Source organism: Dermacoccus sp. GAS27A (genome assembly GCF_044909235.1).
In the GTDB taxonomy this organism is placed as follows: domain Bacteria; phylum Actinomycetota; class Actinomycetes; order Actinomycetales; family Dermatophilaceae; genus Dermacoccus; species Dermacoccus nishinomiyaensis.
Map to the genome: position 1 here is coordinate 23,372 of NZ_JBIYDW010000001.1, position 24,509 is coordinate 47,880.

Here is a 24,509-nt window from a genome sequence, read left to right on the forward strand (position 1 = left end):
GCCTACGCGTGAGTTACCCGTCATCATCGCGTCGCGCTGCGACCGGGTGGGCCGCGATCAGGCTCGCGTGAACCAGACCGTCACGTCGCGTTCGACCGTGAGGCTGTCGGCGTCACCGCTGCTCAGGACGACGAACGCGTCGTCGGGCAGGGCGACCGGCTCACCGAAGTTCGTGACGACCCACAGGTCCTCGTGGCCGTCACGGCTGTTGACGAACGCCACGACGTCGTCGCCGGCGCCCTCGACCCACGTGAGCGAGCCGGAGCCCAGTTCGCGGGCGTGACGCTCGCGCAGCATGCGGCGGTAGAACTCGAGCGTCGAACCGGCCACGCCGTCCTGCTGGTCGACGGCGAGGTCACCGTAGACCTCGGGCTGCGGCAGCCACGTCGCCTCCGACGGGCCGAACCCGAACGACGGCGCGTCCTTGACCCACGGCATCGGCACGCGGCAGCCGTCACGGCCGGCCTCGGTGTGCTCGGAGCGATCCCATGTCGGGTCCTGACGCGCCTCGTCGGGCATCGTCGTGTGGTCGGGCAGGCCGAGTTCCTCACCCTGGTACAGGTAGGCGCCGCCGGGCAGTGCCAGCTCGAGTGCCGTCGCCGCGAGGGCGCGACGCAGGCCGAGTGCCGCGTCGGGCTGCGGGTCCTCGGCGCGGATGCCGTTGGGGCGCGGCTGCCCGACGGGCAGCGCAAGACGCGTGGCGTGACGTACGACGTCGTGGTTGCTCAGGACCCACGTCGTCGGTGCGCCGACGGAGTCGTTCGAGCGGTACGACGACGTGATGCTCTCGTGCAGGTCGGCGGCACGCCACGGTGTCTCGAGGAAGGCGAAGTTGAACGCCTGGTGGAACTCGTCCGGGCGCACGTAGCGGGCGAGGCGCTCGGGCGGGCTGACCCACGCCTCGGCGCACATCGCGCGGTCCGCGGCGGAGTCGTAACCCTCGGTGTCGCGCGGGTTGTAGGAGTCGAGCAACTCACGCCACGCGCGGTAGATCTCGTGCACGCCCTCCTGATCCCACATCGGGCCGCCGTTGTCGTGGCTCGCATCGCCGGTGCCGGCCATCTGCGCGTGCGCTGCGTGATCGGGCAGCCCGTCGGCCTTGATCAGGCTGTGCGCGACGTCGACGCGGAAGCCGTCGACACCGCGGTCGAGCCAGAACGTCAGGATCGAGACGAACTCGTCGCGGACCGCGGGGTTGTTCCAGTTGAAGTCGGGCTGCTTGGGGTCGAACAGGTGCAGGTACCACTGCTCGGGGTTGCCGTCGGCGTCGCTGACGCGCGTCCACGCGTTGCCGCCGAAGATCGCCTGCCAGTCGTTCGGCGGCAGTTCACCGTTCTCGCCCTTGCCGTCGCGGAACAGGTAGCGCTCGCGCTCCGGCGAACCAGGGCCGGCCGCGAGGGCCGCCTTGAACCACTCGTGCTCGTCGGAGGAGTGGTTCGGCACGAGGTCGACGATGACGCGCAGGTCGAGCTCGTGCGCGCGGGCGATCAGCTTGTCGGCGTCGGCGAGGGTGCCGAACAGCGGGTCGATGTCGCGGTAGTCGGCGACGTCGTAGCCCGCGTCGGCCATCGGGGAGGTGTAGAACGGCGAGATCCACAGCGCGTCGACGCCGAGGTCGCGCAGGTAGGGCAGCTTGGCGGTGATGCCGGGCAGGTCGCCGACACCGTCACCGTTCGAATCGGCCCACGAGCGCGGATACACCTGGTAGACGGCGGACGTACGCCACCATTCCTGGCCGCCGTGGCCGACGTGCGTCGCTGAGGTCTGCTTGATCCACGAAGTCTGTTCACTCACCGCCCCAGTCTGCCAACCACGGGCGCTGGGACGAAACCGTCCGCATCACCCGCGGCCGAGAGGGGCTCGACAGGCCCATCGCTGCCCGAGCCGTTCGACTCGGTGACGGCGCCGCGTCAGCGAACCGGGTGCTCCGGCTCCGGCCCGGGGGTGTTGACGAGGCTGTAGGCCGCGCGCACGAGGTAGTCGCGCAGCAGGCGGTCGAGCTCCGGTTCCAGGGCGACGTCGTCGCACGCCGCCATGATGTGCGTCAGCCAGCGGTCGCGCTGCTCGGGGGTGACGGCGAACGGCATGTGTCGCATCCGAAGGCGCGGGTGGCCGCGCTCGGCCGAGTACGTGGTCGGGCCGCCCCAGTACTGTTCGAGGAACATCTCGAAACGGCGCTTCGCGGGCTCGAGATCGGCCTCGGGGTACATCGCTCGCAGCGTCGCGTCCTGCGCCACGCCGTCGTAAAACACCTCGACGAGACGGTGGAACGTGGCGTGGCCGCCCATGCGGTCGTACAGCGTCGGCTCACTCATGTGTCCAGTCTTTCACCCGCGCGCCACGGCCGTCGCGTGGCCGGAGGTCCCTTCATTGGTGCCGAGGTCGGCCTCACCTCGGCAGGGCGGTGTTGACGGCGGCGAACGGCTGGGCCGGCGGGCCCTTGACGCCTGCGTCCTCGAGCGCGATGACGCTGCGTCGGCGCAGTTCGCGGCTCACGCCAAAGTTCTCGTTCGGCGCCGTCTTCGCGATGATGCGGAACGTCATGGTGCCGCCCGCCACCGATTCGACACCCGCGACGTTCGGGCGCTCGATCAGCTTCTCGCTCCACTCGGGGTCGGCCTCAAGCGCGTCGACGACGCCCTCGAGCACATGGGTGACGGTGTGGATGTCCGAGTCGTAGGCGACCGGGATGTCGACGAGCGACGTCGACCACCCCTGCGAACGGTTGGCGACGCGCACGATCTCACCGTTTCGGACGTACCAGACGACACCGTTCGCGTCGCGCAGCCGCGTGATGCGCAGCGTCACCTCCTCGACGGTTCCGATCGCCTCGCCGGTGTCGATGACGTCACCGACGCCGTACTGATCCTCGAAGATCATGAAGATGCCCGACAGGTAGTCCTTGACGAGCGACTGCGCGCCGAAGCCGAGCGCGACGCCCGCGACTCCGGCGCTCGCCATGATCGGGCCGAGCTGGATGCCGCACTGCGCGGCGATCGTCAGCGTCGCGACGACGACGACCGCCACCGTCGTGATCGAGCGCAGCAATGACCCCATCGTCGCGGCGCGCTGGCGGCGACGCTCGTCGTCGAGACCTGCGGCGGCACGCAACCGGGCGCGGGTCGGAGCGAGCAGGTCGCCGGCGCTGACGGCGGTGCTCCCCGCAGCGCCTTCCGCCCCTCCCGCAGCGTCGCCCGCGCCTTCTGGCGCCTGGGCGGAAGGGGTGGCGGCGCCCGTCTGCTGACCGGCCTCGTCAGTGGCCCCACGTGTCTCGTCCTGCCCAGAACGCGTCGAGCGGGGGCGGGCGATCATCGCCTCGACGGCCCGCGAGATCGCGCGGTGGGCGAGCCAACGCACCGCGACGGCCGCGACGACGATGATGACCACCTGCACCGGAGTGCCACCGACGTGGTGCCACAGATCGCTCATCGTCGACGTGCGCAGCGGGCCGAGGCTCAGGGGAGTCGATGACATGCCGTCATCCAATCACCCGCGCCCAGCTCGTCTCGAACGACCGACGTGGACCGATTCGCTGCCGCCCCACGTGAAGCGAGAGTCTCGCAGAGCCCAGGCTCCCCGGGCTCTGCGCGATCACTGCCGCCGGCGCAGCTGCGTCGCGATGGCACACACGATGCGGGGGAAGCACGAGCACTCACGGCTCGCGCGCATCACCGCCCGTCGCGGCGGGCTCAGCCGTGCTGTCGCGCCGCCTGTGCGTCGAAGCGCTGAGCCTCGACGGCGCGCGCCACGGTGTCGCGGTTCTCGGCAACGGTGCGCACGAGACCGGCCGGGGCGTCACGGTGGGCGTCGAGCCAGGTGTTGGCCTGCGCGAGCAGCTGCGGCCCGGCGAGCGTGAACGGGAAGAACGACCCGATCGTCAGCTCCGCGATGTGGTGCGTGCGCGAGGCCCAGTAGCCCTCGGCCATCTCGAAGTAGCGCTCGATGTACGGCTCGAGCAGTGCCTCGTCGTGCACGTGCCCGAAGCCCGCGGCGGTCTCGGCGATCGTCTGGTTCGCGAGCGCGTCGGAGTCGACGACGGACGCCCACGCCGCGGCCTTCGCCTCGGCCGTCGGGATCGCCGCCCGGGCACGCGCGGCGCGCTCAGCGCCGGTCGCGGTGTTGTCCCGCTCGAGTTCGGCCGCGATCTCGGGCTCGCCGAGCACGCCACCGGCGACAAGGCTCGTGAGCAGCGTCCAGCGCATCTCGGTGTCGAGGGCGAGACCGTCGAGCACGGACGAGCCCTCGAACAGGCCGCGGACGAACGCGAGGTCGTCGGCGCTCGCGGCGAACGACGTGAACGCCTGCGCGAGCTGGAGCTGCGCATCGGAGCCGGGCTCGGCCGAGCGCAGCAGACCGCGCAGAGTGCGGGCCACGAGGGCGACGACGTCGTCGCGGTGCTCCGGTGCCGTGTACGTGCGCGCGGCGGTCGTCAGCTGCCCGAGCAGGGTGCGCAGCAGCGTCGAGTCACTCTCGCCCGGCAGCGTCGCGAGGGCCATGTCGATGAAGTCGCGCGCCGACATCTCCGCATCGCGCGTCATGTCCCAGGCGGCGCCGAGCACGAGGGCGCGCGGCAGCGAATCCGTGAACGCGCGCGGGTGGGCGATGGCCGTGGCGAGGCTGCGCGCATCGAGACGGATCTTCGCGTAGGCGAGGTCGTCGTCGTTGACGAGCAGCAGGTCGGGTTGCGGCGTGCCGACGAGCTCGCTCACCTCGGTGCGCTCACCGTCGACGTCGAGCTCGACGCGCGCGGTGCGCGTCAGGGCGCCGTCACGCAGCATGTAGCAGCCGACGGCGAGGCGGTGCGGACGCAGCGTGGGGTAGTCGTCGGCGGCGCTCTGCTCGATGACGACGCTCGTCATGCGGCCGTCGTCGTCGGTCTCGACGATCGGGCGCAGCGTGTTGACGCCGGCGGTCTCGAGCCACAGCTTCGACCACTGCGTGAGGTCGCGTCCGCTCGTCGTCTCGAGCTCGGCGAGCAGCTGCGGCAGCGTCGTGTTCTGCCACGCATAGCGCGCGAAGTAAGCGCGCAGACCGGCGGTGAACGGCTCACGCCCGACGTAGGCGACGAGCTGCTTGAGCACCGAAGCGCCCTTGGCGTACGTGATGCCGTCGAAGTTGACCTCCACGTCGGCGAGGTCGCGGATCGGGGCGACGATGGGGTGCGTCGAGCTCAGCTGGTCCTGACGGTAGGCCCACGCCTTCTCGGACGTGCCGAACGTCGTCCACGCCGATTCCCAACGAGTCGCCTCGGCCTGCGCCGTCGTCGAGGCCCACTCGGCGAACGACTCGTTGAGCCACAGGTCGTTCCACCACTTCATCGTGACGAGGTCGCCGAACCACATGTGCGCGAGCTCGTGCAGCACCGTCAGCGCACGGCGCTCGACGACGGCCTCCGAGACCTTGGCGCGGAAGACGTAGATCTCGGAGAACGTCACGCAGCCGACGTTCTCCATCGCGCCCGCGTTGTATTCCGGCGTGAAGATCTGGTCGTACTTGGTGAACGGGTAGGGCTGGTCGAACTCGTTCTCGAAGAACGCGAAGCCACGCTTGGTGATGTCGAAGATCTCGTCGGCGTCCATGTGCGGAGCGAGCGACTTGCGGCAGAACACGCCGAGAGGGATGGTGCCGGCGCGCGTCTCGACGCTGTCGCGGTACGCCTCGTAGGGGCCCGCGACGAGCGCGGTGACGTAGCAGGAGATGCGGGCGGTGGGGGCGAACTCCCACGTCGCGGCCGGCTCGCTCACCCCGTTCGGACCCGTGTAGGTCTGCGTCGCGGGCTTCGGCTCCGGCGTCGTCTCGTTCGACAGCACCTGCCAGCGCGCGGGCGCCGTGACGGTGAACTGGAACGTCGCCTTGAGGTCGGGCTGTTCGAAGACGGGGTACATGCGTCGCGCGTCCGGCACCTCGAACTGCGAGTAGAGGTAGACCTCGTCGTCGGCGGGGTCGACGAAGCGGTGCAGGCCCTCACCGGTGTTCATGTAGACGCCGACGGCGTCGACGCGCACCTCGTTCTCGGCGGCGAGATCGGTGAGGCGGATGCGCGCCCCGTTCCAGTCGACGTCACGCTCCTCGCCGTTGACGACGACGCGGCTGACGGACTCGCCCAGGAAATCGAGCCATGTCTCGCTGCCGGGCTGCGCGCTGAAGCGCACGACGCTCGACGTCGCGAACGTCGTCGGGCCGGTGGTGAGGTCGAGGGTGACGGCGTAGGAGTCGACGGTGATGTTCTCGCCGCGGGTCTGCGCGTCGTCGCGGGTGAGGTTGGCCCCGTTCACGTCAGTGGTGTCCTTCCAGCAGGGTTGAGGAACGGCGGTGCGCGAAGTGGTGTGCGCCACAGCCGTTCGGGCGGTGCTGCCCATCCTTGCACGAGCGCTCGAGGTGGCAGGATGGGACGGTGAGCGAAAATCAGCCCGAGTCCGCAGCCCCTACCGTCGAGATGTTCTTCGACCCGATGTGCCCGTGGGCGTGGATGACGTCCCGCTGGCTCATGGAGGTCGAGAAGGTGCGTGACGTGCGCGTCACCTGGCGCGTCATGAGCCTCGCCGTCCTCAACGAGGGCCGCGACCTGCCCGATGATTACCGGGCCTTCCTCGAACAGGCGTGGGCGCCCGCACGCCTGGTCATCGCGGCGCAACAGGCGCACGGCGACGACGTCGTCAAGCCGCTCTACGACGCGATCGGCACCCGCTTCCACCCCGGCGGCGCCGACCCGCGTGACGCCGAGAGCGTGCGGCGCGTGCTCGTGGAGTCGCTCGCCGAGTGCGGTCTCGAGCCGGAGCTCGTCGACGCGGCGACCAACGTGCCCGGCGACGATGTCGACGTCGCCCTGCGGGCCGCGCACAAGCGCGCGACCGACCTCGTCGGCACGGACGTCGGCACCCCCGTCGTCGCGTTCGGCGGCACCGCGTTCTTCGGCCCGGTCGTGACGCCGGCGCCCAAGGGTGAGGACGCCGGGCGCCTGTGGGACGGCTGCCTCCTCGTCGCGGGCACGCCCGGTTTCTACGAACTCAAGCGCAGCCGCGACGTCGGCCCCGACTTCAGCTGACCCTCCGCACCACCACTGCCCCTCAGGCCATATCTTCGCGACAAGGACGAGCACACATGCGCATTCACATCGGTGGCGACCACGCAGCTTTCGAGACCCAGCAGGCCCTGCTGACCTACCTGACCGAGCAGGGTCACGAGGTCATCAACCACGGCCCGAGCGAGTACGACGCCGAGGACGACTACCCGGTCTACGTCCTGCGTGCCGCCGAGGGCGTGCGTGACGACGAGGGCTCGCTCGGCATCGTTCTCGGCGGGTCCGGCAACGGCGAGCAGATGGCGGCGAACAAGGTCAAGGGCATCCGTGCCGCGCTGTGCCTGACGCCCGAGTTCGCCTCTCTCGCACGCGAGCACAACGGTGCGCAGATCCTGTCGATCGGTGGTCGCTTCGTCTCGATCGACGAGGCCAAGCAGATCGCCCGCACCTTCATCGAGACGCCGTACGCGGGCGTCGAGCGTCACGCGCGCCGCCTCGCGATGGTCGAGAAGTACGAACGGGACGGCACGCTGCCCTCCGAGGGCTGAGGCCTTCGAACGGCCCGCGCGGCGCGATCTTCTCGCCGCGTGACGGGCCGTCGGCCCGGGTCGGTGGAGCCTGTCACCCACGCAGGTGCATGCTCCACCACCCCTGGTGCGCGTGAGGCAACCCCTATAGGCTGGCGCGCGTGGTTCTGGAGGCTCAACGCGAACAGACGCGCCTGCGTCAGTCGGTGCAGCGTGCCGTGGCCACTCCGATCTCCAAGCCGCACAGCGTCGTCGTCGCGTTCGCGCTGCTCACCGCGATCGTCTGTGCCGCCGCCATCGCGCTCACGCCGACGATGTCGCATGCGGTCTTCATCCCGCTCATCGTCGCCGCAGCGTTCCTGTTGTCGGGGCGTCGCCTGGCGCTCGCCATCGCCATCGTCCTGACGGGCTATGTGACGACGGCCGCGATCACCTGGTCCGACGCGCCGACGCAGTGGTCCGTCGCGGTGGCTCTCGCCCTCATCGTCGGCATCGTCGCGTTCGCGAACCGTCAGCGCTTCACGATGGGTGTGCCGCTCTCGGTCGGCTCGAGCATGCTCAAGGATCTGCGGCAGCGGCTCGACACCCAGGCCCTGCCACCCGAGATGCCGGACGGGATGCGCGTCGAGCACTGTGTCATGCCCTCACGCGGGGATGCATTCAGCGGTGACTTCGTCGTCGCCGCCCGACGCGACGACCACCTGCACCTCGCCCTCACCGACGTCTCCGGGCACGGCCCGTCTGCCGGGATGCGTGCGCTGCTGCTCTCCGGCGCCCTCGCAGGGTTGCTGGGGGAGACGCGCCCGGAGGATTTTCTTCCCGGCGCGAACCGCTACCTCATCCGCCAGGGCTGGCGCGACGGGTTCGCCTCCGCCATCCACGTCTCGATCAACGTCGAGGACGGCCAGTACTGCGTCGGTACGGCCGGTCACCCGAGCGCCGCGCATTATCACGCGGGCACGCGCCGCTGGGAGATGATCACCGGCGCGGCCGGTCTGCTGCTCGGGTTGTTCGACCAGGGGCCGCAGGACTACGCGCGCGCCGGCGGGGTGCTCGAGCCCGGCGATGTCCTGCTCCTCTACACCGACGGCGTCGTCGAGGGCCCTGACGGCGACCTCGCGGCCGGGACGCAGCAGATGCTCGGCCTCGCGCAACGGGCCATCAGCGCCGGCCCGGAGGGGGCGGCCCAGCGCATCTGCGAGGCCTCGGCGCGCACCGGGGGGCAGGACGACCGCTCCGTCGTCGTCATCTGGCGGCCCGTGCCTGAGTCGTCCGAATCGCGCCACGCGCGCGGAACCGCGTCCGTCTAAGTGAGCGCGCCCTTCTGAGCGAGTGCATCTGCCCGATCGACCTATCCTGCTTGAACGACGAACGGCGCCGCCCCCCACCGGGGAGCGGCGCCGTCAGCGTTCAACGGAGGCAGCTCACTCGCCGCCGAAGGCGCCGTCGAGTTTCTCGTTCGCGAAGTCCTGGCCCTTGTCGATCTGGTCGGCGTGCTGGCCGCCCGTCTTGTCGTCGGCGAAGTCGCCGGCCTTCTCGACGCCCTGGTCGAGCTTGTCGGGGTTGTCCTGGGCGAACTCGCCGGCCTTGTCCTTGGCGCTGTCGAAAATGCCCATGATGTGCCTCCTGCGAATGGAAGTGCTCCGGCGAACCGGACTCATCTTCACCGAAGCACATGCGCGGGGGCGGCGTCGAGACCGCCGGCATCGTTCGTTGGCGAACGTCTCGGTGGCCAAGACGACCGTCGGCGGCGCTTCGCGCGAGCACGGGCGCGACGGCGGCGGGCCAGGTCAGCCCCCGCGGATTGGGGCGTCACGGCGTGTTCGGGTAATGTGTCCGAGAAACATGCGGGCGTAGCTCAATGGTAGAGCCTCAGTCTTCCAAACTGATCACGCGAGTTCGATTCTCGTCGCCCGCTCCAGCACCGCGACGGCGGCTCCCGCGGGGGCCGCCGTTCGTCTTGCGAGAGCGCGCCCCGGCGCGATCGCAGCAGGACGGCTCGCGCGGAGCGGCCCGCCTCGCCTCTGGTGAGCGGGGCTGACGGGGTGTGGCGCAGCTTGGTAGCGCGTCCGCTTTGGGAGCGGAAGGCCGCAGGTTCGAATCCTGTCACCCCGACCGTTAGCATGAACGACGAGTAAGAGGAGTGCGCCGCGCCGCAGGCAGGGCCGATGATCGGCCGGCCGGTGCGGGCGCGCCCACCATCACCGATCGACTGGAGTGCACCGCTGATGAAGAGCGCTGTCGAAAACCTCACCCCGACCCGGGTCAAGCTCACCGTTGACGTCACGGCCGACGAACTGAAGCCGAGCATCGAGAAGGCCTACACGACCATCGGCTCGCAGGTTCAGATCCCCGGTTTCCGCAAGGGCAAGGTTCCCGCGAAGCTCATCGAGCAGCGTTTCGGCCGCGCGGCCGTCATCCAGGAAGCCGTCAACGAGGCGCTTCCGGAGCTGTACACGAACGCGATTGTCGAGAACGACGTCAAGGTCCTCGGCCAGCCCGAGGTCGACATCACCGAGTTCCCGCTCGAGGACGGCGCGGGCCTGAGCTTCACCGCCGAGGTCGACATCCGCCCCGAGATCACGCTCCCGGCGTTCGACACGCTCGAGGTCGAGGTCGAGCCGATCGAGGTCTCCGACGCCGACATCGACGAGCGCATCGCCGAGCTGCGCGAGCGTTTCGGCACGCTCGAGTCGGTCGAGCGCAAGGCCAAGAAGGGCGACTTCGTCACGATCGACCTGTCGGCCACGATCGACGGCAACGAGATCGACGCGGTCTCCGGTGTCTCCTACGAGATCGGCTCGGGCACGATGCTCGACGGTCTCGACGAGGCGCTGACGGGCCTCAAGGCCGGCGAGGAGGCGACGTTCACCTCGCCGCTCGCCGGCGGTGAGCACGAGGGCGAGAACGCCGAGTGCACCGTCAAGGTCGAGTCGGTCAAGGTCCGTGAGCTGCCCGAGCTCGACGACGAGTTCGCCCAGCTGGCGTCGTCGTTCGACACGATCGACGAGCTCAAGGCCGACCTGCGCGCCGAGGTCGAGCGCACCAAGCGCTTCGAGCAGGGCGTCCAGGCCCGCGACAAGGTCCTCGAGGTCCTCCTCGAGCAGCTCGACATCCCGGTGCCCGAGTCCATCGTCACCGAAGAGGTGACGAACCACCTCGAGGGCGAGAACCGTCTCGACGATGACGAGCACCGCGCCGAGGTCACCGAATCGACGCGTCAGCAGGTCGCGACGCAGCTCCTGCTCGACGAGATCGTCGAGAAGCACGAGATCCAGGTCGGCCAGGACGAGCTGATCGAGTACCTCATCATGTCGGCGCAGCAGTACGGCATGGACCCGAACACGTTCGCGCAGGCGCTCGACGCGCAGGGCCAGGTGCCCGCCATCATGGGTGAGGTCGCTCGCCGCAAGGCGCTCGCCACCGTTCTCGAGTCCGCCACGGTCAAGGACACGGCGGGCAACGTCGTCGACCTGAACGCCGCCGTCGACACCGGCGATGACGAGGACGAGGCGCAGGCCGCCGACGCCGCCGACGGTGAGAACGCCACTCCGGTCGCCTCCGAGGACGCCGACGCCGACGCTGCGGACAAGCCCGCCAAGAAGGCTGCCGCGAAGAAGACGACGACCAAGAAGGCCGCGTCGAAGAAGACGGCAACGAAGAAGGTCGCCGCCCCTGCCGAGGCCACTGACGCCGACTCCGCTGAGGCCGCGGAGAAGCCGGCCAAGAAGGCGGCCGCCAAGAAGACGGCTGCGAAGAAGACGGCGACGAAGACCGCCGCCAAGAAGACCGCTGCGAAGAAGACGGCCAAGAAGGCTGTCGACGGCGAGTGAGTCGTCACTGACGTCTGAGACGAGGGCCGCGCGAGCAATCGGGCGGCCCTTCGTCGCGTCCGGGCCCAGGCGAACGTCGAGCCTTGCGCTGACGGCGAACAAGCCCCGAGACGGGGACGAAACGCTCGGGCCCGCGCGTTAGGGTCAGTGAAGAGTTCAAGCGTGATGTCACCCGCTCGGGGTGGCAGATTCGGAACGGAGTGATCCCTTGACGAATGCCCAGTCCTCGGACGTGGTCATGGCAGGCCCGCAGATGGCCGCCGGCCTCGACGACCAGATCTACAACCGGCTCCTCAAGGAGCGCATCATCTTCCTCGGTTCGGATGTTCGCGACGACAATGCGAACGCCATCTGCGCGCAGCTGCTGCTGCTCGCCGCAGAGGACCCGGAGAAGGACATCTGGCTCTACATCAACTCGCCCGGTGGTTCGGTGACGGCCGGCATGGCCATCTTCGACACGATGCAGTGGGTGCCGAACGACGTGTGCACCGTCGCGATGGGTCTGGCCGCGTCGATGGGTCAGTTCCTGCTGTCCGCCGGCGCCAAGGGCAAGCGCTACGCGACGCCGCACGCGCGCATCATGATGCACCAGCCGCTCGGCGGCATCCAGGGCACGGCCTCCGACGTGAAGACGCAGGCCGAGCAGCTGCTGCACATCAAGAAGCAGATGGCCGAGCTCATCGCCGAGCACACGGGCCAGCCGGTCGAGAAGATCTCGGCCGACTCCGACCGCGACCGCTGGTTCACCGCGGCCGAGGCCAAGAAGTACGGCTTCGTCGACCACGTCTTCGAGCGTTCGCAGGACGCCACCAAGGACGCGACCGGGGACGCTGCGGCATCCTCTGAGTCGTCCGACCACTGATCTCGCCCACGAAGGAGACCTTCATGAACACCCACAGCTCCATGGGCCACCCGATGGGCGGCGTCACCGCGCCGATGCCGACGAGCCGCTACATCCTGCCCCAGTTCGAAGAGCGCACCTCGTACGGCACGAAGCGCCTCGACCCGTACACGAAGCTGTTCGAGGACCGCATCATCTTCCTCGGCGTCCAGGTCGACGACGCGTCGGCCGACGACATCATCGCGCAGCTCATCGTGCTCGAGTCGCAGGATCCGGACCGCGACATCGTCATGTACATCAACAGCCCCGGTGGCTCGTTCACCGCGCTGACGGCGATCTACGACACGATGCAGTACATCCGCCCGGACGTGCACACGTTCGTCCTGGGACAGGCTGCCTCGGCCGCCGCCGTCCTGCTCGGCGCCGGCGCGCCCGGCAAGCGGTACGCGCTGCCGAACGCGCGCGTGCTCATCCACCAGCCGGCGATGGAGGGCTCGGGCGGCCAGGCCTCCGACGTCGAGATCCAGGCCAACGAGATCATGCGCATGCGTGAGTGGCTCGAGGAGACGCTCGCGAAGCACTCCGGCCGCTCGATCGAGCAGGTGCGTGCCGACATCGACCGCGACAAGATCCTCACCGCCGAGATGGCCAAGGAGTACGGCCTCATCGACGAGGTGCTGACGAGCCGTAAGGCCTCGCTGGAGAGCTGACGGCTCCAGGCCCACCGGGTCTGACCCGCCACGACGAACGTGCCCGCTCCTTCCGTGTGGAAGGGGCGGGCACATTCGTCATGTCGGCATCACCCGCGGCGGGGGAGCGGCCCGGGTGTCACAGCCGCTCGCCGGTCTCCGTGTCGAAGACGTGGACGTGGTCGGTCATGGGCTTCACCGCAAACCGGTCACCCTGCGTCGGGCGCACGCGCTTGTCGACGCGCGTGCCGATGCGGGGGCCGTCAGGCTCGCCCGCGGGGCGACCGTAGACGAACGCCTCCGAGCCGAGCGTCTCGACGAGTTCGACCTCGAGCTCGAGCGCACCCGCCTCACCGGGCTGCGCGACGACGAACGCCTCGGGGCGCACCCCGATCGTCACGCGATCCGACGTCGCCTTGATGTCGCGCGACAGCGGCACCCGCATGCCGTGGAACGTCGCGTCACCGCCGGTGAGCGCGGCGTCCATGAGGCTGATCGACGGCGAACCGATGAAGCCTGCGACGAACGTGTTGCGCGGCCGTTCGTACAGCTCCTCCGGGTGTCGCACTGCTGCAAGATGCCGTCCTTGAGCACCGCGACACGGTGACCCATCGTCATCGCCTCGACCTGGTCGTGCGTGACGTAGACGGTCGTGACGCCGAGGCGTCGCTGCAGCGCCGCGATCTGCGCACGCGTCGAGACGCGCAGCTTGGCGTCGAGGTTCGACAGCGGCTCGTCCATGCAGAACACCTTGGGCTGGCGCACGATCGCGCGACCCATGGCGACACGCTGACGCTGGCCACCCGACATCGCGCCCGGCTTGCGCTCGAGCAGGGGCTCGAGCTCGAGGATCTTCGCCGCTTCCTCGACGCGGGCGTTGATGTCCGCCTTCGAGGTGCCTGCGTTCTCGAGCGCGAACGCCATGTTCTGACGTGCCGTCATGGTCGGGTAGAGCGCGTAGCTCTGGAAGACCATCGCGACGTCGCGATCACGGGGACGCACGCCGGCCTGGTCGTGGCCGTCGATGAGGATGCGGCCCTCGTCGACCGGTTCGAGGCCGGCGAGCATGCGGAGCGTCGTCGACTTGCCGCAGCCCGACGGGCCGACGAGGACGAGGAACTCCCCGTCGGCGATGTCGAGCGTGACCTTGTTGACGGAGGGACGGGGCGCACCCTTGTGCAGGCGGGTGGCCTCGTCGAAGGTGACGGATGCCATGAATCACTTCTTCAGCTTGGGCTTGATCTGGGAGTCGTACTTCGCCTGCAGCGCCTTGTCGAGCGCCTCGAGCGTCGACTTGACGTCCGAGCCGGCGATGATCTTGTCGAGCGAGGTACCGATGTCGATGCCACCGCCGGGCAGGAACACGCGGACGTTGTCCTGCGGGCGGGCCTTCGGCAGCTGCTTGACGGCGACGGCGTATTCGGGGTTCTTCTCGAGGTACGCCTTCTCCTTCGCGTCGTCCATGGCGGAGGTGCGCACCGGCATGTACCCGGTCGCCTGGGAGAAGGTGATCGTGTTGTCCTTGTTCGTCATGAACTCGATGAACTTCACGGCGTTCTTCTGACGCTCGGCGGAGATGCCCTTCGGCACCGCGAGGCCGGCGCCACCCGTCGGCACGGTCTTGATGCCGCCCGGCGCGGGCAGGAAGCCGATGCCGACCTTGAAGCTTGCGTCCTTGATGACGCCGGCGAGGCCACCGGTCGACTCGATGGCGCAGGCGCCGATGCCCGAGGCGAAGTCGGCCTGGCTGTCCTTCGACGTCTGCATCCAGCCCTTCTTGGCCCACTCCTGGATCTTCGTGGCGGCCTTGACGGTGCCCTCGGACGCCATGGTGGGCGTCCAGTCCTTCGAGTAGCCGCCGCCGTAGCTCCACGCGATGGACTGGAACGTCCAGTCGAGGTAGTCGGAGCCGTCGTCCAGGACGATGGCCTTCTTGCCCGAGCCCATGGCCGACTGCAGCTTGGGCGCCCACTGCTCGAACTCGTCCCACGAGGTCGGCGCACGGTCCGGCAGACCGGCCTTCTTCCAGGCGTCCTTGTTGTAGTAGAAGATGACCGTCGAGCGCGAGTACGGCAGGGCGTAGTGCTTGTCCTCGTACTTGTAGTCGTCGTACAGGCCCTTGACGTAGTCGTCCGTCGAGAGCTTGTTCTCGGACGTCAGGGCCGACATGTCGGCCAGACGGTCGTTGAGGGCGAAGTTGAACCACGTCGTGTCGGAGACGATGACGACGTCGGGCAGGCTGCCGCCGGACAGGGCCGCGTTGAACTTCTGCGCGACGTCGGGGTAGCTCTTGCCGGCGTCGACGAGCTTGACCTTGAGGTTCGGGTTGGCCTTCTCGAACTCGGCGATGAGCTTCTGCTCGGTCGCCTTCGACTTGCCGGGGTGTTTGCTCCAGAACTCGATCGTGTTCGAGTCGCCGCCACCGTTGTTACCACCGCTGGAGGAGCCGCCGGAGCCGGCGCAGGCGCTGAGGCCTGCGGTGACGACGGCACCAGCCGTCAGGCCGAAGAGGTTGCGGCGCGAGAGTGTGGACATGAGTTTCTTCCTTCGTCTGGGTGAAGCGTGGGGGAGAGGGGCAGCCCTTGACGGCGCCGGCCGTGAGGCCCTTGATCATGTGGCGCTGCAGGACGAGGAACAGGGCGAGAACGGGGAGCATGGCGAGCATCGTGGCGGCCATGACAGGGCCCCAGTCCGTGATGCCCTCGTTGTTCTGCAACTGGGTGAGGCCGACCGGCAGGGTGCCGGTGCGCTGGTCGTCGGACATGAGGAACGGCCACAGGTACTCGTTCCACTCGTTGACGACGGTGATGATGGAGAACGCGATGAGGGTCGGCCACGACATCGGCATGACGACCTTGCGCAGCAGCTTCATCGGCCCGGCCCCGTCCATGCGCGCGGCCTCGATGATCTCGCTGGGGATCGACAGGAACTGGTTGCGCATGAGGAACGTGCCGAACGCGACGCCCGCCAGCGGCAGGATGATGCCCTGGTAGGTGTTGCGCCAGCCGAGCTGGCTGACGAGCGCGTAGTTCGAGATCACGGTGATCTGGTTCGGCACCATGAGCGCCGCGATGACGACGATGAACACGAGGTTGCGCCCGGGGAAGCGGATGAGGCTGAGGGCGTAGGCGCTCATGACACCGAGGACGATCTTGGCGAGCGACAGGATGACGGTGACGATGACCGAGTTGCGGAAGAAGTCCCAGAAGGGGATCGACTGCGTCGCGGTCTTGTAACCCTCACCCGTGACCGAGTGCGGGAACCAGACGGCGGGCGTCGTGTAGATGTCGCTGCGGTGCTTGATCGACGTCATGAAGATCCAGTACAGCGGGATCGCGACGATCGCGAACGCGATGATCATCGCGGCGTAACCGGCGATCGTCATCGGCAACCCGCCGTGGACGAGGACCTCGTTGCTGTGCGCCTCCTCGCGGGGGCGTCGTCGGAACGGGGAGGAACCCGACCGCTTCGGCGTGGCCGCAGCGGCGTTCTCCTGCGGGGCTGCGGTGCTCATGCCTTCTGCTCCTTGTCCATGACCCGCACCTGCACGACCGTCACGACGAGCAGGATGAGGAACATGATGGTCGCGATCGTGGCGCCGTAGCCGGCGCGCTGGTTGACGAACGTCTCCTGGTACACCTGGTAGACGAGCGTCGACGTGCCGTAGCCCTGGGGGCCACCGCGCGTCATGATCTGGATGATGTCGAAGACCTGGACCGAGTTGAGCAGCACCGTGATCGACAGGAAGAACGTCGTCGGGCGCAGCTGCGGCAGCAGCACCTTGGTGAAGCGACGCCACGACGACGAGCCGTCGATCTCCGCGGCCTCGTCGAGGTCGGTGCGGCGGCCCTGCAGCGCGGCGAGGTAGATGACGAATGTGTAGCCGATGTTCTTCCACACGTACGTGAGCGTCACCATGACGAGGGCCCAGTTCGGATCCTGGTAGAAGTCGGGGACGCTGAGGCCGACGCGGTGCGCGAGGTCGGAGAGCAGACCGAAGTGCGGGTCGAAGACGAACTGGAACGCGAGGCCGACGGCGGTGCCGGACAGGACGAACGGCGCGAAGATCGCCGAGCGCACGAGGTTGCGACCGCGCAGCTGACGATCGAGCAGCAGCGCGAGCCCGAGGCCGATCATCATCGACAACCCGAGCGTCGCGACGGTGAAGATGGCGGTGTTGCGCAGCACCTGGTGCGCGTTGGCGTCGTGCAGCCACGTCGAGTAGTTCTGCAGACCGATGTAGTTGAGCGTCGGCGCCGACAGCGTCCAGTCCGTGAACGACAACCGGATGTTGTCGATCAGCGGTCGGTAGGTGAACACGGCCAACAGCGCGAGGTTGGGCAGCAGCAGCGCTGCCGCCGTCAACCATTCACCGACGGGCCGGCCGCGGCGTGGCGGCGGGGGGCCGAGGGGCGCGGGCGGGTGCGCCTGCGGCGAGGGCGTGGGGGGGTCTTCGAGCACGCGCAAACGTTGTCCTGACAACCTGACAAGGTGTCCTGGAAATGAACAACAGGTGTTGGTCGTGTGTCCATTTGAGAGTGATTCGCGGCGCGAGGCGTGCGGGGACTCCGCGTCCGTTGCGCCCAGCGCGAACAGCCTTGGCCGGCGCCCGCCACGCGGGATTCAATGAGGGGCAGCGAGGGCCCCTTCGACTACCGTCGTCGGGTACGCACACCCGTCTCGCGGCGGGTCGCTCGACGAAGGGATGACGGATGGCACGCGTGGGAGAGAGCGGCGACCTGCTCAAGTGCTCGTTCTGTGGCAAGAGCCAGAAGTCGGTCAAGAAGCTCATCGCCGGCCCGGGCGTCTACATCTGCGACGAGTGCATCGACCTGTGCAACGAAATCATCGAGGAAGAGCTGACCGACTCGGTCGACATCGGCCTCGAGAAGCTGCCGAAGCCGCGCGAGATCTTCGACTTCCTGCGTGAGTACGTCATCGGACAGGACGCGGCGAAGCGCTCGCTCGCCGTCGCCGTCTACAACCACTACAAGCGCGTCCAGGCCGCCGAGGCGTCGGGCTCGAAGGATCCGGTCGAGATCGCGAAGTCGAACATCCTGCTCATCGGCCCCACGGGCTGCGGCAAGACCTACCTCGCGCAGACGATGGCGCGCATGCTCAACGTCCCGTTCGCCATCGCCGACGCGACAGCCCTGACGGAGGCCGGCTACGTCGGTGAGGACGTCGAGAACATCCTGCTCAAGCTGCTGCAGGCGAGTGATTTCGACACCAAGCGCGCCGAGACCGGCATCATCTACATCGACGAGATCGACAAGGTGGCGCGCAAGAGCGAGAACCCGTCGATCACGCGTGACGTCTCCGGTGAGGGCGTGCAGCAGGCGCTGCTCAAGATCCTCGAGGGGACGGCCGCGTCGGTGCCGCCGCAGGGCGGGCGCAAGCACCCGCATCAGGAGTTCATCCAGATCGACACGACGAACGTGCTGTTCATCGTCGGTGGCGCGTTCGCGGGCCTGGAGAAGATCATCGAGGACCGCAAGGGCAAGAAGGGGCTCGGCTTCGGCTCGCAGCTGCACCTGCCCGCCGGTGGGGATGCGTCGATGACCGACGTGCAGCCCGAGGACCTCATGAAGTTCGGTCTCATCCCCGAGTTCATCGGCCGCCTGCCCGTCATCACGACCGTCGAGCCGCTCGATCGCGAGGGCATGGTGAGCATCCTCACCGAGCCGAAGAACGCACTCGTCAAGCAGTACAAGCGCATGTTCGAGATCGACGGTGTGCAGCTCGAGTTCACACCCGACGCCCTCGACGCCGTCGCCGAGCAGGCGATGAGCCGCGGCACCGGCGCGCGCGGGTTGCGCGCCATCCTCGAAGAGGTCCTGCTGCCCGTCATGTTCGACGTGCCGAGCGAGGACGACATCGACAAGGTCGTCATCACGCGCGAGGTCGTGCTCGACCGCATCACCCCGACGATCGTGCGACGTCGCGCTGCCTGACGCGCGCGTCCTGACGCACTGAGAGCCGCGATCCTGCCGGGCAGGGTCGCGGCTCTCAGTCGCTCGTCAGTTCTTGACCTTCGGCGGGGGAGCGAGCAGCTCGGTGTCGCGCACGAGCAGGACGCCGTTCTCCGTCTCCTCCTCGACGCTCGTCATGGCGCTGATGCGACCGGCTGCGCGCAGGTCGGCTTCACCCTTGGTTGCGGCGGCGAGGGCCGCCGCCGGGCCGGCGAGCGTCATCGCCGTCACCTCGGCGCGCATGCCGAGCTTGGCCTCTGACTTCGCGCGGCGCACACCGGCGAGAGCCTGAGACACGGCGGTGAGGACGAGCGGGTCACCGTCGGGCAGGGACGCGAGCTCGTCGCGCGTCGGCCAGGTGGCGCGGTGCACCGACTCGGCGTGCTGCCACGACCACACCTCTTCGGTGGCGTACGGCAGGAACGGCGCGAACAGGCGCAGCAGGACGTCGAGCGCGATGCGGACGGCGGCACGCGCCGACGCCGACTCGGCCTCGTCGAATGCACCGTCACGGTTGTTGGCGCGCTCCTTGACGAGCTCGATGTAGTCGTCGCAGAACGCCCAGAAGAACGTCTCCGTCAACTCGAGCGAACGCGTGTAGTCCCACGTCTCGAAGCTCTTCGTCGCGTTCTCGACGACGTCGCGCAGGGCCGTCAGCAGCGAGACGTCGAGAGGCTGCGTGACGTGCGGCAGCAGCGCCTCGATCGTCGGTGCGGCGTCGGCATCGGGCGTCACCGGAGGCGTGATGAGCGCGAACTTGGAGGCGTTGAGCACCTTCATCGCGAGGCGACGGCCGACCTTCATCTGGCCCGTGTCGTAGGCGGCGTCCGTCCCGAGGCGGCCCGAGGCGGCCCAGTAGCGCACGGCATCGGCGCCGAACTCCCTGACGACGTCCTCCGGTGTCTGCGCATTGCCCTTCGACTTCGACATCTTCTTGCGGTCGGGGTCGAGGATCCAGCCGGAGATGGCGGTGTTCTTCCACGGCACGGTGCCGTTCTCGTGATGGGCGCGCACGACCGTCGCGAACAGCCAGGTGCGGATGATGTCGTGGCCCTGGGGGCGCATGTCCATCGGGAAGATCTTGTCGAACAGCTCGGGGTCGCTCTTGTGCGCGGTGCCGTCGGCGATCGGCCAGCCCGTCGCGATCTGCGGGGAGAGCGACGACGTCGCCCACGTGTCCATGACGTCGGGGTCGGCGATGAACCCGTCGGCCCGGCCGCGCTGGCTCTCGTCGTAGCCCTTCGGCGCCTGGCCCTGCGGGTCGATCGGCAGCTCGGACTCGTCGGGCACGATTGGGTTGTCGTAGTCGGCCTCGCCGTTCGCGTCCAGCGGGTACCAGATCGGGAACGGGACGCCGAAGAAACGCTGACGGCTGATGAGCCAGTCGCCGTTGAGGCCCTCGATCCAGTTCGTGTAGCGGCTCTGCATGAACGCGGGGTGCCAGTCGATCTCGTTGCCGCGTGCGACGAGCGCCGACTGCAGATCCTTGTCACGGCCACCGTTGCGGATGTACCACTGGCGGCTCGTCACGATCTCGAGGGGCTTGTCGCCCTTCTCGAAGAAGTTGGCCTTGCGCTGCGTCTTCTTCGGCTCACCGTCGAGGTCACCGGAGGCGATGAGCGCCTTGACGACGTTCTCGCGTGCGGTGAACGTCGTCTTCGTCGCGAGCTCGTCGGCAAACAGCTGCTCGCCCGGGCCGCCCGCGATCCACTCGGGCACCTCGCCCGTGATGCGGCCGTTGCGCGTGATGATCGAGCGCGTCGGCAGCTGCAGCTCGCGCCACCACTGGACGTCGGTGAGGTCACCGAAGGTGCAGCACATGGCGATGCCGGCGCCCTTGTCCATCTCGGCGCTCGGGTGCGCGAGGACGGGGATCTCGACATCGAACAGCGGGCTCTTGACGCTCGTGCCGAACAGCGGCTGGTAGCGCTCGTCGTCGGGGTGGGCGATGAGGGCGACGCAGGCGGGCAGCAGTTCGGGGCGCGTCGTCTCGATGTAGACGTTCTCGCCGTCGCTCGTGTGGAAGGCGACGCGGTGATAGGCGCCCGGGTAGTCGCGTGCCTCGAGCTCAGCCTGGGCGACGGCCGTCTGGAACGTGACGTCCCACAGCCCCGGTGCCTCCTGCTGGTAGGCCTCGCCGCGCTTCAGGTTGCGCAGGAACGCCTGCTGCGCGACGGCGCGCGAACGCTCGTCTATCGTGCGGTACTGCACGTTCCAGTCGACACTGATGCCGAGGCGGCGGAAGAGTGCCTCGAAGGTCTCCTCGTCCTTGACGGTGAGCACGTCGCACAGCTCGATGAAGTTCTTGCGCCCGATCGGCTGCTGGTCGGCGGCCTTGACGCTCTTGCCCTCGGCGCCCTCGAGTGGCGGGGTGTAGTTCTCGATGTAGGGCTTCGTCGCGTCGCCGCGCACGCCGTAGTAGTTCTGGACGCGACGCTCCGTCGGCAGGCCGTTGTCGTCCCAACCGATCGGGTAGAAGACCTCGCGCCCCTGCATGCGCTGGTAGCGCGCCATGCAGTCGGTGTGGGTGTAGCTGAACACGTGCCCGACGTGCAGGCTGCCCGATGCCGTCGGCGGGGGAGTGTCGATGGCGAAGACCTGCTCGCGCGGCAGCTGCAGGGCGCGCTCGCGGTCGAACGTGTACGTGCCGCGTTCCTTCCATACCTGGCCCCAGACGTCCTCGAGGCCGTCGACGGTGGGCTTGTCGGGCATCGTGCGGGCGCCGGGCGGCGTCTGCTGGGCTGGGGTGGTGTCGGAAGTCATGGGGTCATTTTTCCATGCCTGACGTCCTGGTGCGACCGGCGGCGGCGAGGCGGGCTCGGTGCGACAACGCAGGGGCGGGGGCCTAGGCTATGAGCAGATGGCCGACGACGCGCCCACATGCCGGGCGCGCAGGAGAATCAGGGCGAGACGTCGCTCGGACGAGGGAGCACACGAACATGAACGCCACGCCGCGCGGCGCCGCCGCGATCGAGCCCTTCGTCGCGCGTTTCGCGCCGAGCGACGTCACCCCCGTGGGGCCCGCGTTCGTCGAGTACGCGGCCGACCGGCTGCCGCAGTCGCTGCTCGCGCTGTACCGCGACCACGGCATCGGCTGGTACGGCAAGCAGGAGCTGCAGCTCGTCGACCCCGCCGTGTGGACGCCCGTGCTGCAGGAGTGGTTCGGTGTCGGCGTCGCGAGCATCCCCTTCGCCGTCACGAGCTTCGGCCACGTCTACCACCTCGACGAGGACGGCCGCGTGCAGTGCCTCGACCCGCACTTCCTGACCAACCTCGTCGTTGCAGAGTCGGCCGACGAGTTCTTCGCCGAGCACCTCGTCGGGCCGTCGTCGCACCTCGCGGACCTGCGCGGACCGCACCAGGGTGCGCGCACCAAGCTGGGGCTGCTCGGTGAGGGCGAGCTCTACTCGTTCACGCCGATGCTGCCGCTCGGCGGCACCGTCAGCCCCGACGCACTGACGAAGGGTGACGGCGTCCAGCACGCCCTCCTGACGCACCGCATGGTGCGCGAGCAGCGTCAGCGCTGATCCGTCAGCCTGTGGTCATGCGCTGACCTGCGGGAGCCCCGAACACCCACCTCGGTGAGGATCGACAAAGCACGCCCCACTTCAATGGAAGTGGGGCGTGTTTTGTCATACCGGGCGAATGGCGCGCCAGCGCTGAGCGAGTGACGTGCAGGTGCTCGGGCACGACGTCGACAAGCCCCGCAACCTCGCCAAGTCGGTGACGGTGGAATGACGCGCTGAGAATGGGGTCGTGCGTCGGCCCGCCGGTAGGGCATCATCAGGGCCATGACCGCCCTCGACCGAGCCCGCGGCGACATTGCGCAAGGCCGCCTCTGGATGGCTCGTCAGCGCTTGACGAGTTATCTCGTGGAGTCGCCCGACGACGAGGTCATCGCGCTGCTCGCGCAGGTGCACCTCGAGATGGGGGATCTGCCCGCGGCGGGCGCGCTGCTTTTCGTCCTCGGGCGCGACGACGAAGTGGCGCGAGAAGCAATTGCCGCGTGGCGGACCTTCCGCGGAGGGCCTGCGGCGCAGTGGCGCAGCATCCCCAGACGGGTTCGCATGGTGTCCACGGCGCCGCAGGTTGCGCAGTTGCGTGTCGAGGCGGGCGAGCCGCGGCGATGGCACGGGGATCGGGCCCCGCAGGAGGGCTACACAGCCGGCTGGCGTGAACGCGCCGGAGACATCGGGTGCGGATTGACGATCGTGCTGGTCACTTCGTGGAGCCTCTTCCTCATGCTGTGGGGCGCGTGGAGTTTCTCTCAGTGGGTGCTGCACTGACCAGGGACACGCGTGCCCATGGTGTCGCTCAGGTGATTCATCGCGGGCCGGGGCGGACGGAGATCATGTCGACGTTCGCGTCCGGCGTCGCCGTGAGGGCGAGGCGGACGGCGCTCGCGACCGACTCGGGCCGCAGGTAGTTCGCCTCGTCGTACTCGCGGCCCTCGAAGGAATTGAGCTCGACCTGCATGTCGGTCGCCACCCGCCCCGGGTGCACGGACGAGACGCGGATCCCCCTCGGGCGCAGCTCCTCTCGCATCGCGTCCGTGAGGGCGCGGGCTGCGAATTTCGACGCCGAGTAGACGCCGCCGGGGCCACCCGCCGTCAGCCCCGAACCGGAGTTGATGACGACGACGGTGCCGCGAGCCGCCTCCAGGGCGGGCAGGAGCAGCCGCGTCAGATCGGCGACGGCGACGACGTTGATCTCGAACGTGCGGCGCCAGTCGTCACGACGCAGATCCGTCAGCGCGCCGTTGCCGAGCACACCGGCGGAGTGGACGACGCCGTCGAGACGCGTCAATCCGAGAGCTTCGACGGCGCGAGTCGTCGAGGCCTCGTCCGCCAGATCCGCGACGAACGGCCGGGCGTTCTCGTATCGCGCACACGCCTCGGCCACGGCGTCGGCGGACGTGCCGCCGATGATGAGGTCGTGATCGGCGGCCAGGGCGTCACAGATGGCGCGGCCGATGCCGCGCGTACCGCCGGTGACGAGGACGGTGGGGCGAGACGTCATGATGTTCTCCTCAAAAGGGTGGGCCCGTCGACAGGCATGGTCGGCAGGGCGGCGGGGCTGGACTCACGGTAACGAAGACCTGGCGGCGGGCCCGGCTCCGTCTGCTCGGGGGGCCCGTTGCTGCGCTTCCCGGCCCCACAGATCCCGCCCGCAGCGGCCCGTTTCTCAGCTGCCCGAGAATCGTGCATCTGCACGAGGAATGTGCGTCATGAAAGTCGTGCAGATGCACATTACTCATGCAGTCGGCCCGGGCTGGTCGACTCACCACTGGTGCAGCTGGTCCGGGCTCGCCGAGTCGCTCCGGGGCCGGTGGCAACAGGCCGGGGGCGCCGGCTTGCCCGTGCGATCGAGCACTCCGCCACGGCGGGTAGCATGGTGGCAACGACGTTCGAGCCGTCATCAGCGGCGAGTCCCCGGAAGAACAGGTTGCGCACACCGCGAGGGCACCCCAGTAGAACCGGGCGGGAGTGGCCCGTCACAGCCGGCATGAAGCGGTCATGTCGCTCCTCGTGCGCCCGCCACCGGGCGAGAGCGCGGGTTCGAGATGGCAAGCAAGGTGGTACCGCGGCCACCCGGCACACGCCGGCGACGTCGTCCTTGCTCGACG

General features: G+C 68.7%; 19 protein-coding genes, 2 tRNA genes and 1 pseudogene. 11 read left to right on the forward strand and 11 right to left on the reverse strand.

From position 1 onward, the window contains the following. Positions 1 to 57: 57 nt before the first annotated feature. From ABH936_RS00145 to pepN, 4 genes are all read right to left on the reverse strand, one after another. Positions 58 to 1,794 (reverse strand): glycoside hydrolase family 13 protein, encoded by a 1,737-nt coding sequence (locus ABH936_RS00145; protein ID WP_404601973.1) that lies wholly within the window; start codon positions 1,792 to 1,794, stop codon positions 58 to 60. A gap of 116 nt (positions 1,795 to 1,910) precedes the next feature. Continuing rightward, positions 1,911 to 2,315, reverse strand: coding sequence for a globin (locus tag ABH936_RS00150; protein ID WP_006945874.1), 405 nt, complete (start codon positions 2,313 to 2,315; stop codon positions 1,911 to 1,913). A gap of 73 nt (positions 2,316 to 2,388) precedes the next feature. Beyond that, complete coding sequence (locus ABH936_RS00155) at positions 2,389 to 3,474, reverse strand: mechanosensitive ion channel family protein (RefSeq protein WP_404601976.1); 1,086 nt, start codon at positions 3,472 to 3,474, stop codon at positions 2,389 to 2,391. A gap of 215 nt (positions 3,475 to 3,689) precedes the next feature. Then, a complete protein-coding gene (pepN, locus tag ABH936_RS00160; RefSeq protein WP_074041096.1) occupies positions 3,690 to 6,275 on the reverse strand; it encodes an aminopeptidase N in 2,586 nt (861 codons plus the stop codon). Between the two features lie 119 nt (positions 6,276 to 6,394). Here pepN and ABH936_RS00165 point away from each other — a divergent pair, with 119 nt between their 5' ends. From ABH936_RS00165 to ABH936_RS00175, 3 genes are all read left to right on the forward strand, one after another. Continuing rightward, positions 6,395 to 7,045, forward strand: coding sequence for a DsbA family protein (locus ABH936_RS00165; RefSeq protein WP_082740853.1), 651 nt, complete (start codon positions 6,395 to 6,397; stop codon positions 7,043 to 7,045). A 56-nt stretch (positions 7,046 to 7,101) separates the two neighbouring features. Continuing rightward, positions 7,102 to 7,569: a ribose-5-phosphate isomerase gene (locus ABH936_RS00170; protein ID WP_038567531.1), complete on the forward strand. Its 468-nt coding sequence runs from the start codon at positions 7,102 to 7,104 to the stop codon at positions 7,567 to 7,569. 140 nt (positions 7,570 to 7,709) lie between these two features. Next, positions 7,710 to 8,858 (forward strand): PP2C family protein-serine/threonine phosphatase, encoded by a 1,149-nt coding sequence (locus tag ABH936_RS00175; protein ID WP_062258277.1) that lies wholly within the window; start codon positions 7,710 to 7,712, stop codon positions 8,856 to 8,858. 114 nt (positions 8,859 to 8,972) lie between these two features. Here the strand turns inward: ABH936_RS00175 and ABH936_RS00180 are convergent, their stop codons facing one another. Then, a complete protein-coding gene (locus ABH936_RS00180; protein WP_144693326.1) occupies positions 8,973 to 9,164 on the reverse strand; it encodes an antitoxin in 192 nt (63 codons plus the stop codon). A 231-nt stretch (positions 9,165 to 9,395) separates the two neighbouring features. Between ABH936_RS00180 and ABH936_RS00185 the strand changes: the two genes are divergently transcribed. The 5 genes from ABH936_RS00185 (at position 9,396) to ABH936_RS00205 (ending at position 12,932) form a co-directional block, all read left to right on the forward strand. Further along, a tRNA-Gly gene (locus ABH936_RS00185) sits at positions 9,396 to 9,469 on the forward strand. A 120-nt stretch (positions 9,470 to 9,589) separates the two neighbouring features. Then, positions 9,590 to 9,663 (forward strand) — tRNA-Pro (locus tag ABH936_RS00190). A gap of 113 nt (positions 9,664 to 9,776) precedes the next feature. Next, a complete protein-coding gene (tig, locus tag ABH936_RS00195) occupies positions 9,777 to 11,381 on the forward strand; it encodes a trigger factor (RefSeq protein WP_074041098.1) in 1,605 nt (534 codons plus the stop codon). A 238-nt stretch (positions 11,382 to 11,619) separates the two neighbouring features. Beyond that, on the forward strand, positions 11,620 to 12,243 hold the full coding sequence (locus ABH936_RS00200; RefSeq protein ID WP_404602367.1) for an ATP-dependent Clp protease proteolytic subunit: 624 nt from the start codon (positions 11,620 to 11,622) through the stop codon (positions 12,241 to 12,243). A gap of 23 nt (positions 12,244 to 12,266) precedes the next feature. After that, the gene (locus ABH936_RS00205) at positions 12,267 to 12,932 is read left to right on the forward strand and encodes an ATP-dependent Clp protease proteolytic subunit (RefSeq protein ID WP_006944395.1); all 666 of its coding nucleotides are present in this window, start codon (positions 12,267 to 12,269) and stop codon (positions 12,930 to 12,932) included. A 118-nt stretch (positions 12,933 to 13,050) separates the two neighbouring features. On the opposite strand, the pseudogene ABH936_RS00210 reads toward ABH936_RS00205, so the two are convergent. The 4 genes and pseudogenes from ABH936_RS00210 to ABH936_RS00225 form a co-directional block, all read right to left on the reverse strand. Beyond that, positions 13,051 to 14,126, reverse strand: a pseudogene (locus tag ABH936_RS00210) (ABC transporter ATP-binding protein). 3 nt (positions 14,127 to 14,129) lie between these two features. Then, on the reverse strand, positions 14,130 to 15,446 hold the full coding sequence (locus ABH936_RS00215) for an ABC transporter substrate-binding protein (protein ID WP_404601981.1): 1,317 nt from the start codon (positions 15,444 to 15,446) through the stop codon (positions 14,130 to 14,132). Next, positions 15,340 to 16,425, reverse strand: a complete 1,086-nt coding sequence (locus tag ABH936_RS00220; RefSeq protein WP_404601983.1) for a carbohydrate ABC transporter permease — start codon at positions 16,423 to 16,425, stop codon at positions 15,340 to 15,342. Before ABH936_RS00220 ends, ABH936_RS00215 begins: the two co-directional genes overlap by 107 nt. Beyond that, positions 16,422 to 17,372 (reverse strand): carbohydrate ABC transporter permease, encoded by a 951-nt coding sequence (locus ABH936_RS00225; protein ID WP_404601985.1) that lies wholly within the window; start codon positions 17,370 to 17,372, stop codon positions 16,422 to 16,424. The genes ABH936_RS00220 and ABH936_RS00225 overlap by 4 nt, the downstream gene beginning before the upstream one ends. 251 nt (positions 17,373 to 17,623) lie before the next feature. Here ABH936_RS00225 and clpX point away from each other — a divergent pair, with 251 nt between their 5' ends. Beyond that, entirely contained in the window at positions 17,624 to 18,865 is a 1,242-nt protein-coding gene (clpX, locus tag ABH936_RS00230) for an ATP-dependent Clp protease ATP-binding subunit ClpX (RefSeq protein WP_038567554.1), read from the forward strand. 66 nt (positions 18,866 to 18,931) lie between these two features. Here the strand turns inward: clpX and valS are convergent, their stop codons facing one another. Then, on the reverse strand, positions 18,932 to 21,646 hold the full coding sequence (gene valS, locus ABH936_RS00235) for a valine--tRNA ligase (RefSeq protein ID WP_404601988.1): 2,715 nt from the start codon (positions 21,644 to 21,646) through the stop codon (positions 18,932 to 18,934). A 176-nt stretch (positions 21,647 to 21,822) separates the two neighbouring features. On the opposite strand from valS, the gene ABH936_RS00240 reads away from it, so the two are divergent. Beyond that, the gene (locus ABH936_RS00240) at positions 21,823 to 22,410 is read left to right on the forward strand and encodes a GAD-like domain-containing protein (RefSeq protein ID WP_006944396.1); all 588 of its coding nucleotides are present in this window, start codon (positions 21,823 to 21,825) and stop codon (positions 22,408 to 22,410) included. A gap of 264 nt (positions 22,411 to 22,674) precedes the next feature. Next, positions 22,675 to 23,169, forward strand: coding sequence for a DUF6584 family protein (locus ABH936_RS00245; RefSeq protein WP_040014439.1), 495 nt, complete (start codon positions 22,675 to 22,677; stop codon positions 23,167 to 23,169). A 37-nt stretch (positions 23,170 to 23,206) separates the two neighbouring features. Here the strand turns inward: ABH936_RS00245 and ABH936_RS00250 are convergent, their stop codons facing one another. Next, a complete protein-coding gene (locus ABH936_RS00250; protein WP_404601990.1) occupies positions 23,207 to 23,902 on the reverse strand; it encodes an SDR family oxidoreductase in 696 nt (231 codons plus the stop codon). Positions 23,903 to 24,509 lie beyond the last annotated feature (607 nt).

What these genes read in the sequence shown, in the direction of transcription:
- ABH936_RS00150 (WP_006945874.1), bottom strand. Translation starts at nt 2,315, where the DNA reads ATGAGTGAGCCGACGCTGTACGACCGCATGGGCGGCCACGCCACGTTC.
- ABH936_RS00155 (WP_404601976.1), bottom strand. Translation starts at nt 3,474, where the DNA reads ATGTCATCGACTCCCCTGAGCCTCGGCCCGCTGCGCACGTCGACGATG.
- ABH936_RS00170 (WP_038567531.1), top strand. Translation starts at nt 7,102, where the DNA reads ATGCGCATTCACATCGGTGGCGACCACGCAGCTTTCGAGACCCAGCAG.
- ABH936_RS00180 (WP_144693326.1), bottom strand. Translation starts at nt 9,164, where the DNA reads ATGGGCATTTTCGACAGCGCCAAGGACAAGGCCGGCGAGTTCGCCCAG.
- tig (WP_074041098.1), top strand. Translation starts at nt 9,777, where the DNA reads ATGAAGAGCGCTGTCGAAAACCTCACCCCGACCCGGGTCAAGCTCACC.
- ABH936_RS00200 (WP_404602367.1), top strand. Translation starts at nt 11,620, where the DNA reads ATGGCAGGCCCGCAGATGGCCGCCGGCCTCGACGACCAGATCTACAAC.
- ABH936_RS00205 (WP_006944395.1), top strand. Translation starts at nt 12,267, where the DNA reads ATGAACACCCACAGCTCCATGGGCCACCCGATGGGCGGCGTCACCGCG.
- ABH936_RS00215 (WP_404601981.1), bottom strand. Translation starts at nt 15,446, where the DNA reads ATGTCCACACTCTCGCGCCGCAACCTCTTCGGCCTGACGGCTGGTGCC.
- ABH936_RS00220 (WP_404601983.1), bottom strand. Translation starts at nt 16,425, where the DNA reads ATGAGCACCGCAGCCCCGCAGGAGAACGCCGCTGCGGCCACGCCGAAG.
- clpX (WP_038567554.1), top strand. Translation starts at nt 17,624, where the DNA reads ATGGCACGCGTGGGAGAGAGCGGCGACCTGCTCAAGTGCTCGTTCTGT.
- valS (WP_404601988.1), bottom strand. Translation starts at nt 21,646, where the DNA reads ATGACTTCCGACACCACCCCAGCCCAGCAGACGCCGCCCGGCGCCCGC.
- ABH936_RS00240 (WP_006944396.1), top strand. Translation starts at nt 21,823, where the DNA reads ATGAACGCCACGCCGCGCGGCGCCGCCGCGATCGAGCCCTTCGTCGCG.
- ABH936_RS00245 (WP_040014439.1), top strand. Translation starts at nt 22,675, where the DNA reads ATGACCGCCCTCGACCGAGCCCGCGGCGACATTGCGCAAGGCCGCCTC.
- ABH936_RS00250 (WP_404601990.1), bottom strand. Translation starts at nt 23,902, where the DNA reads ATGACGTCTCGCCCCACCGTCCTCGTCACCGGCGGTACGCGCGGCATC.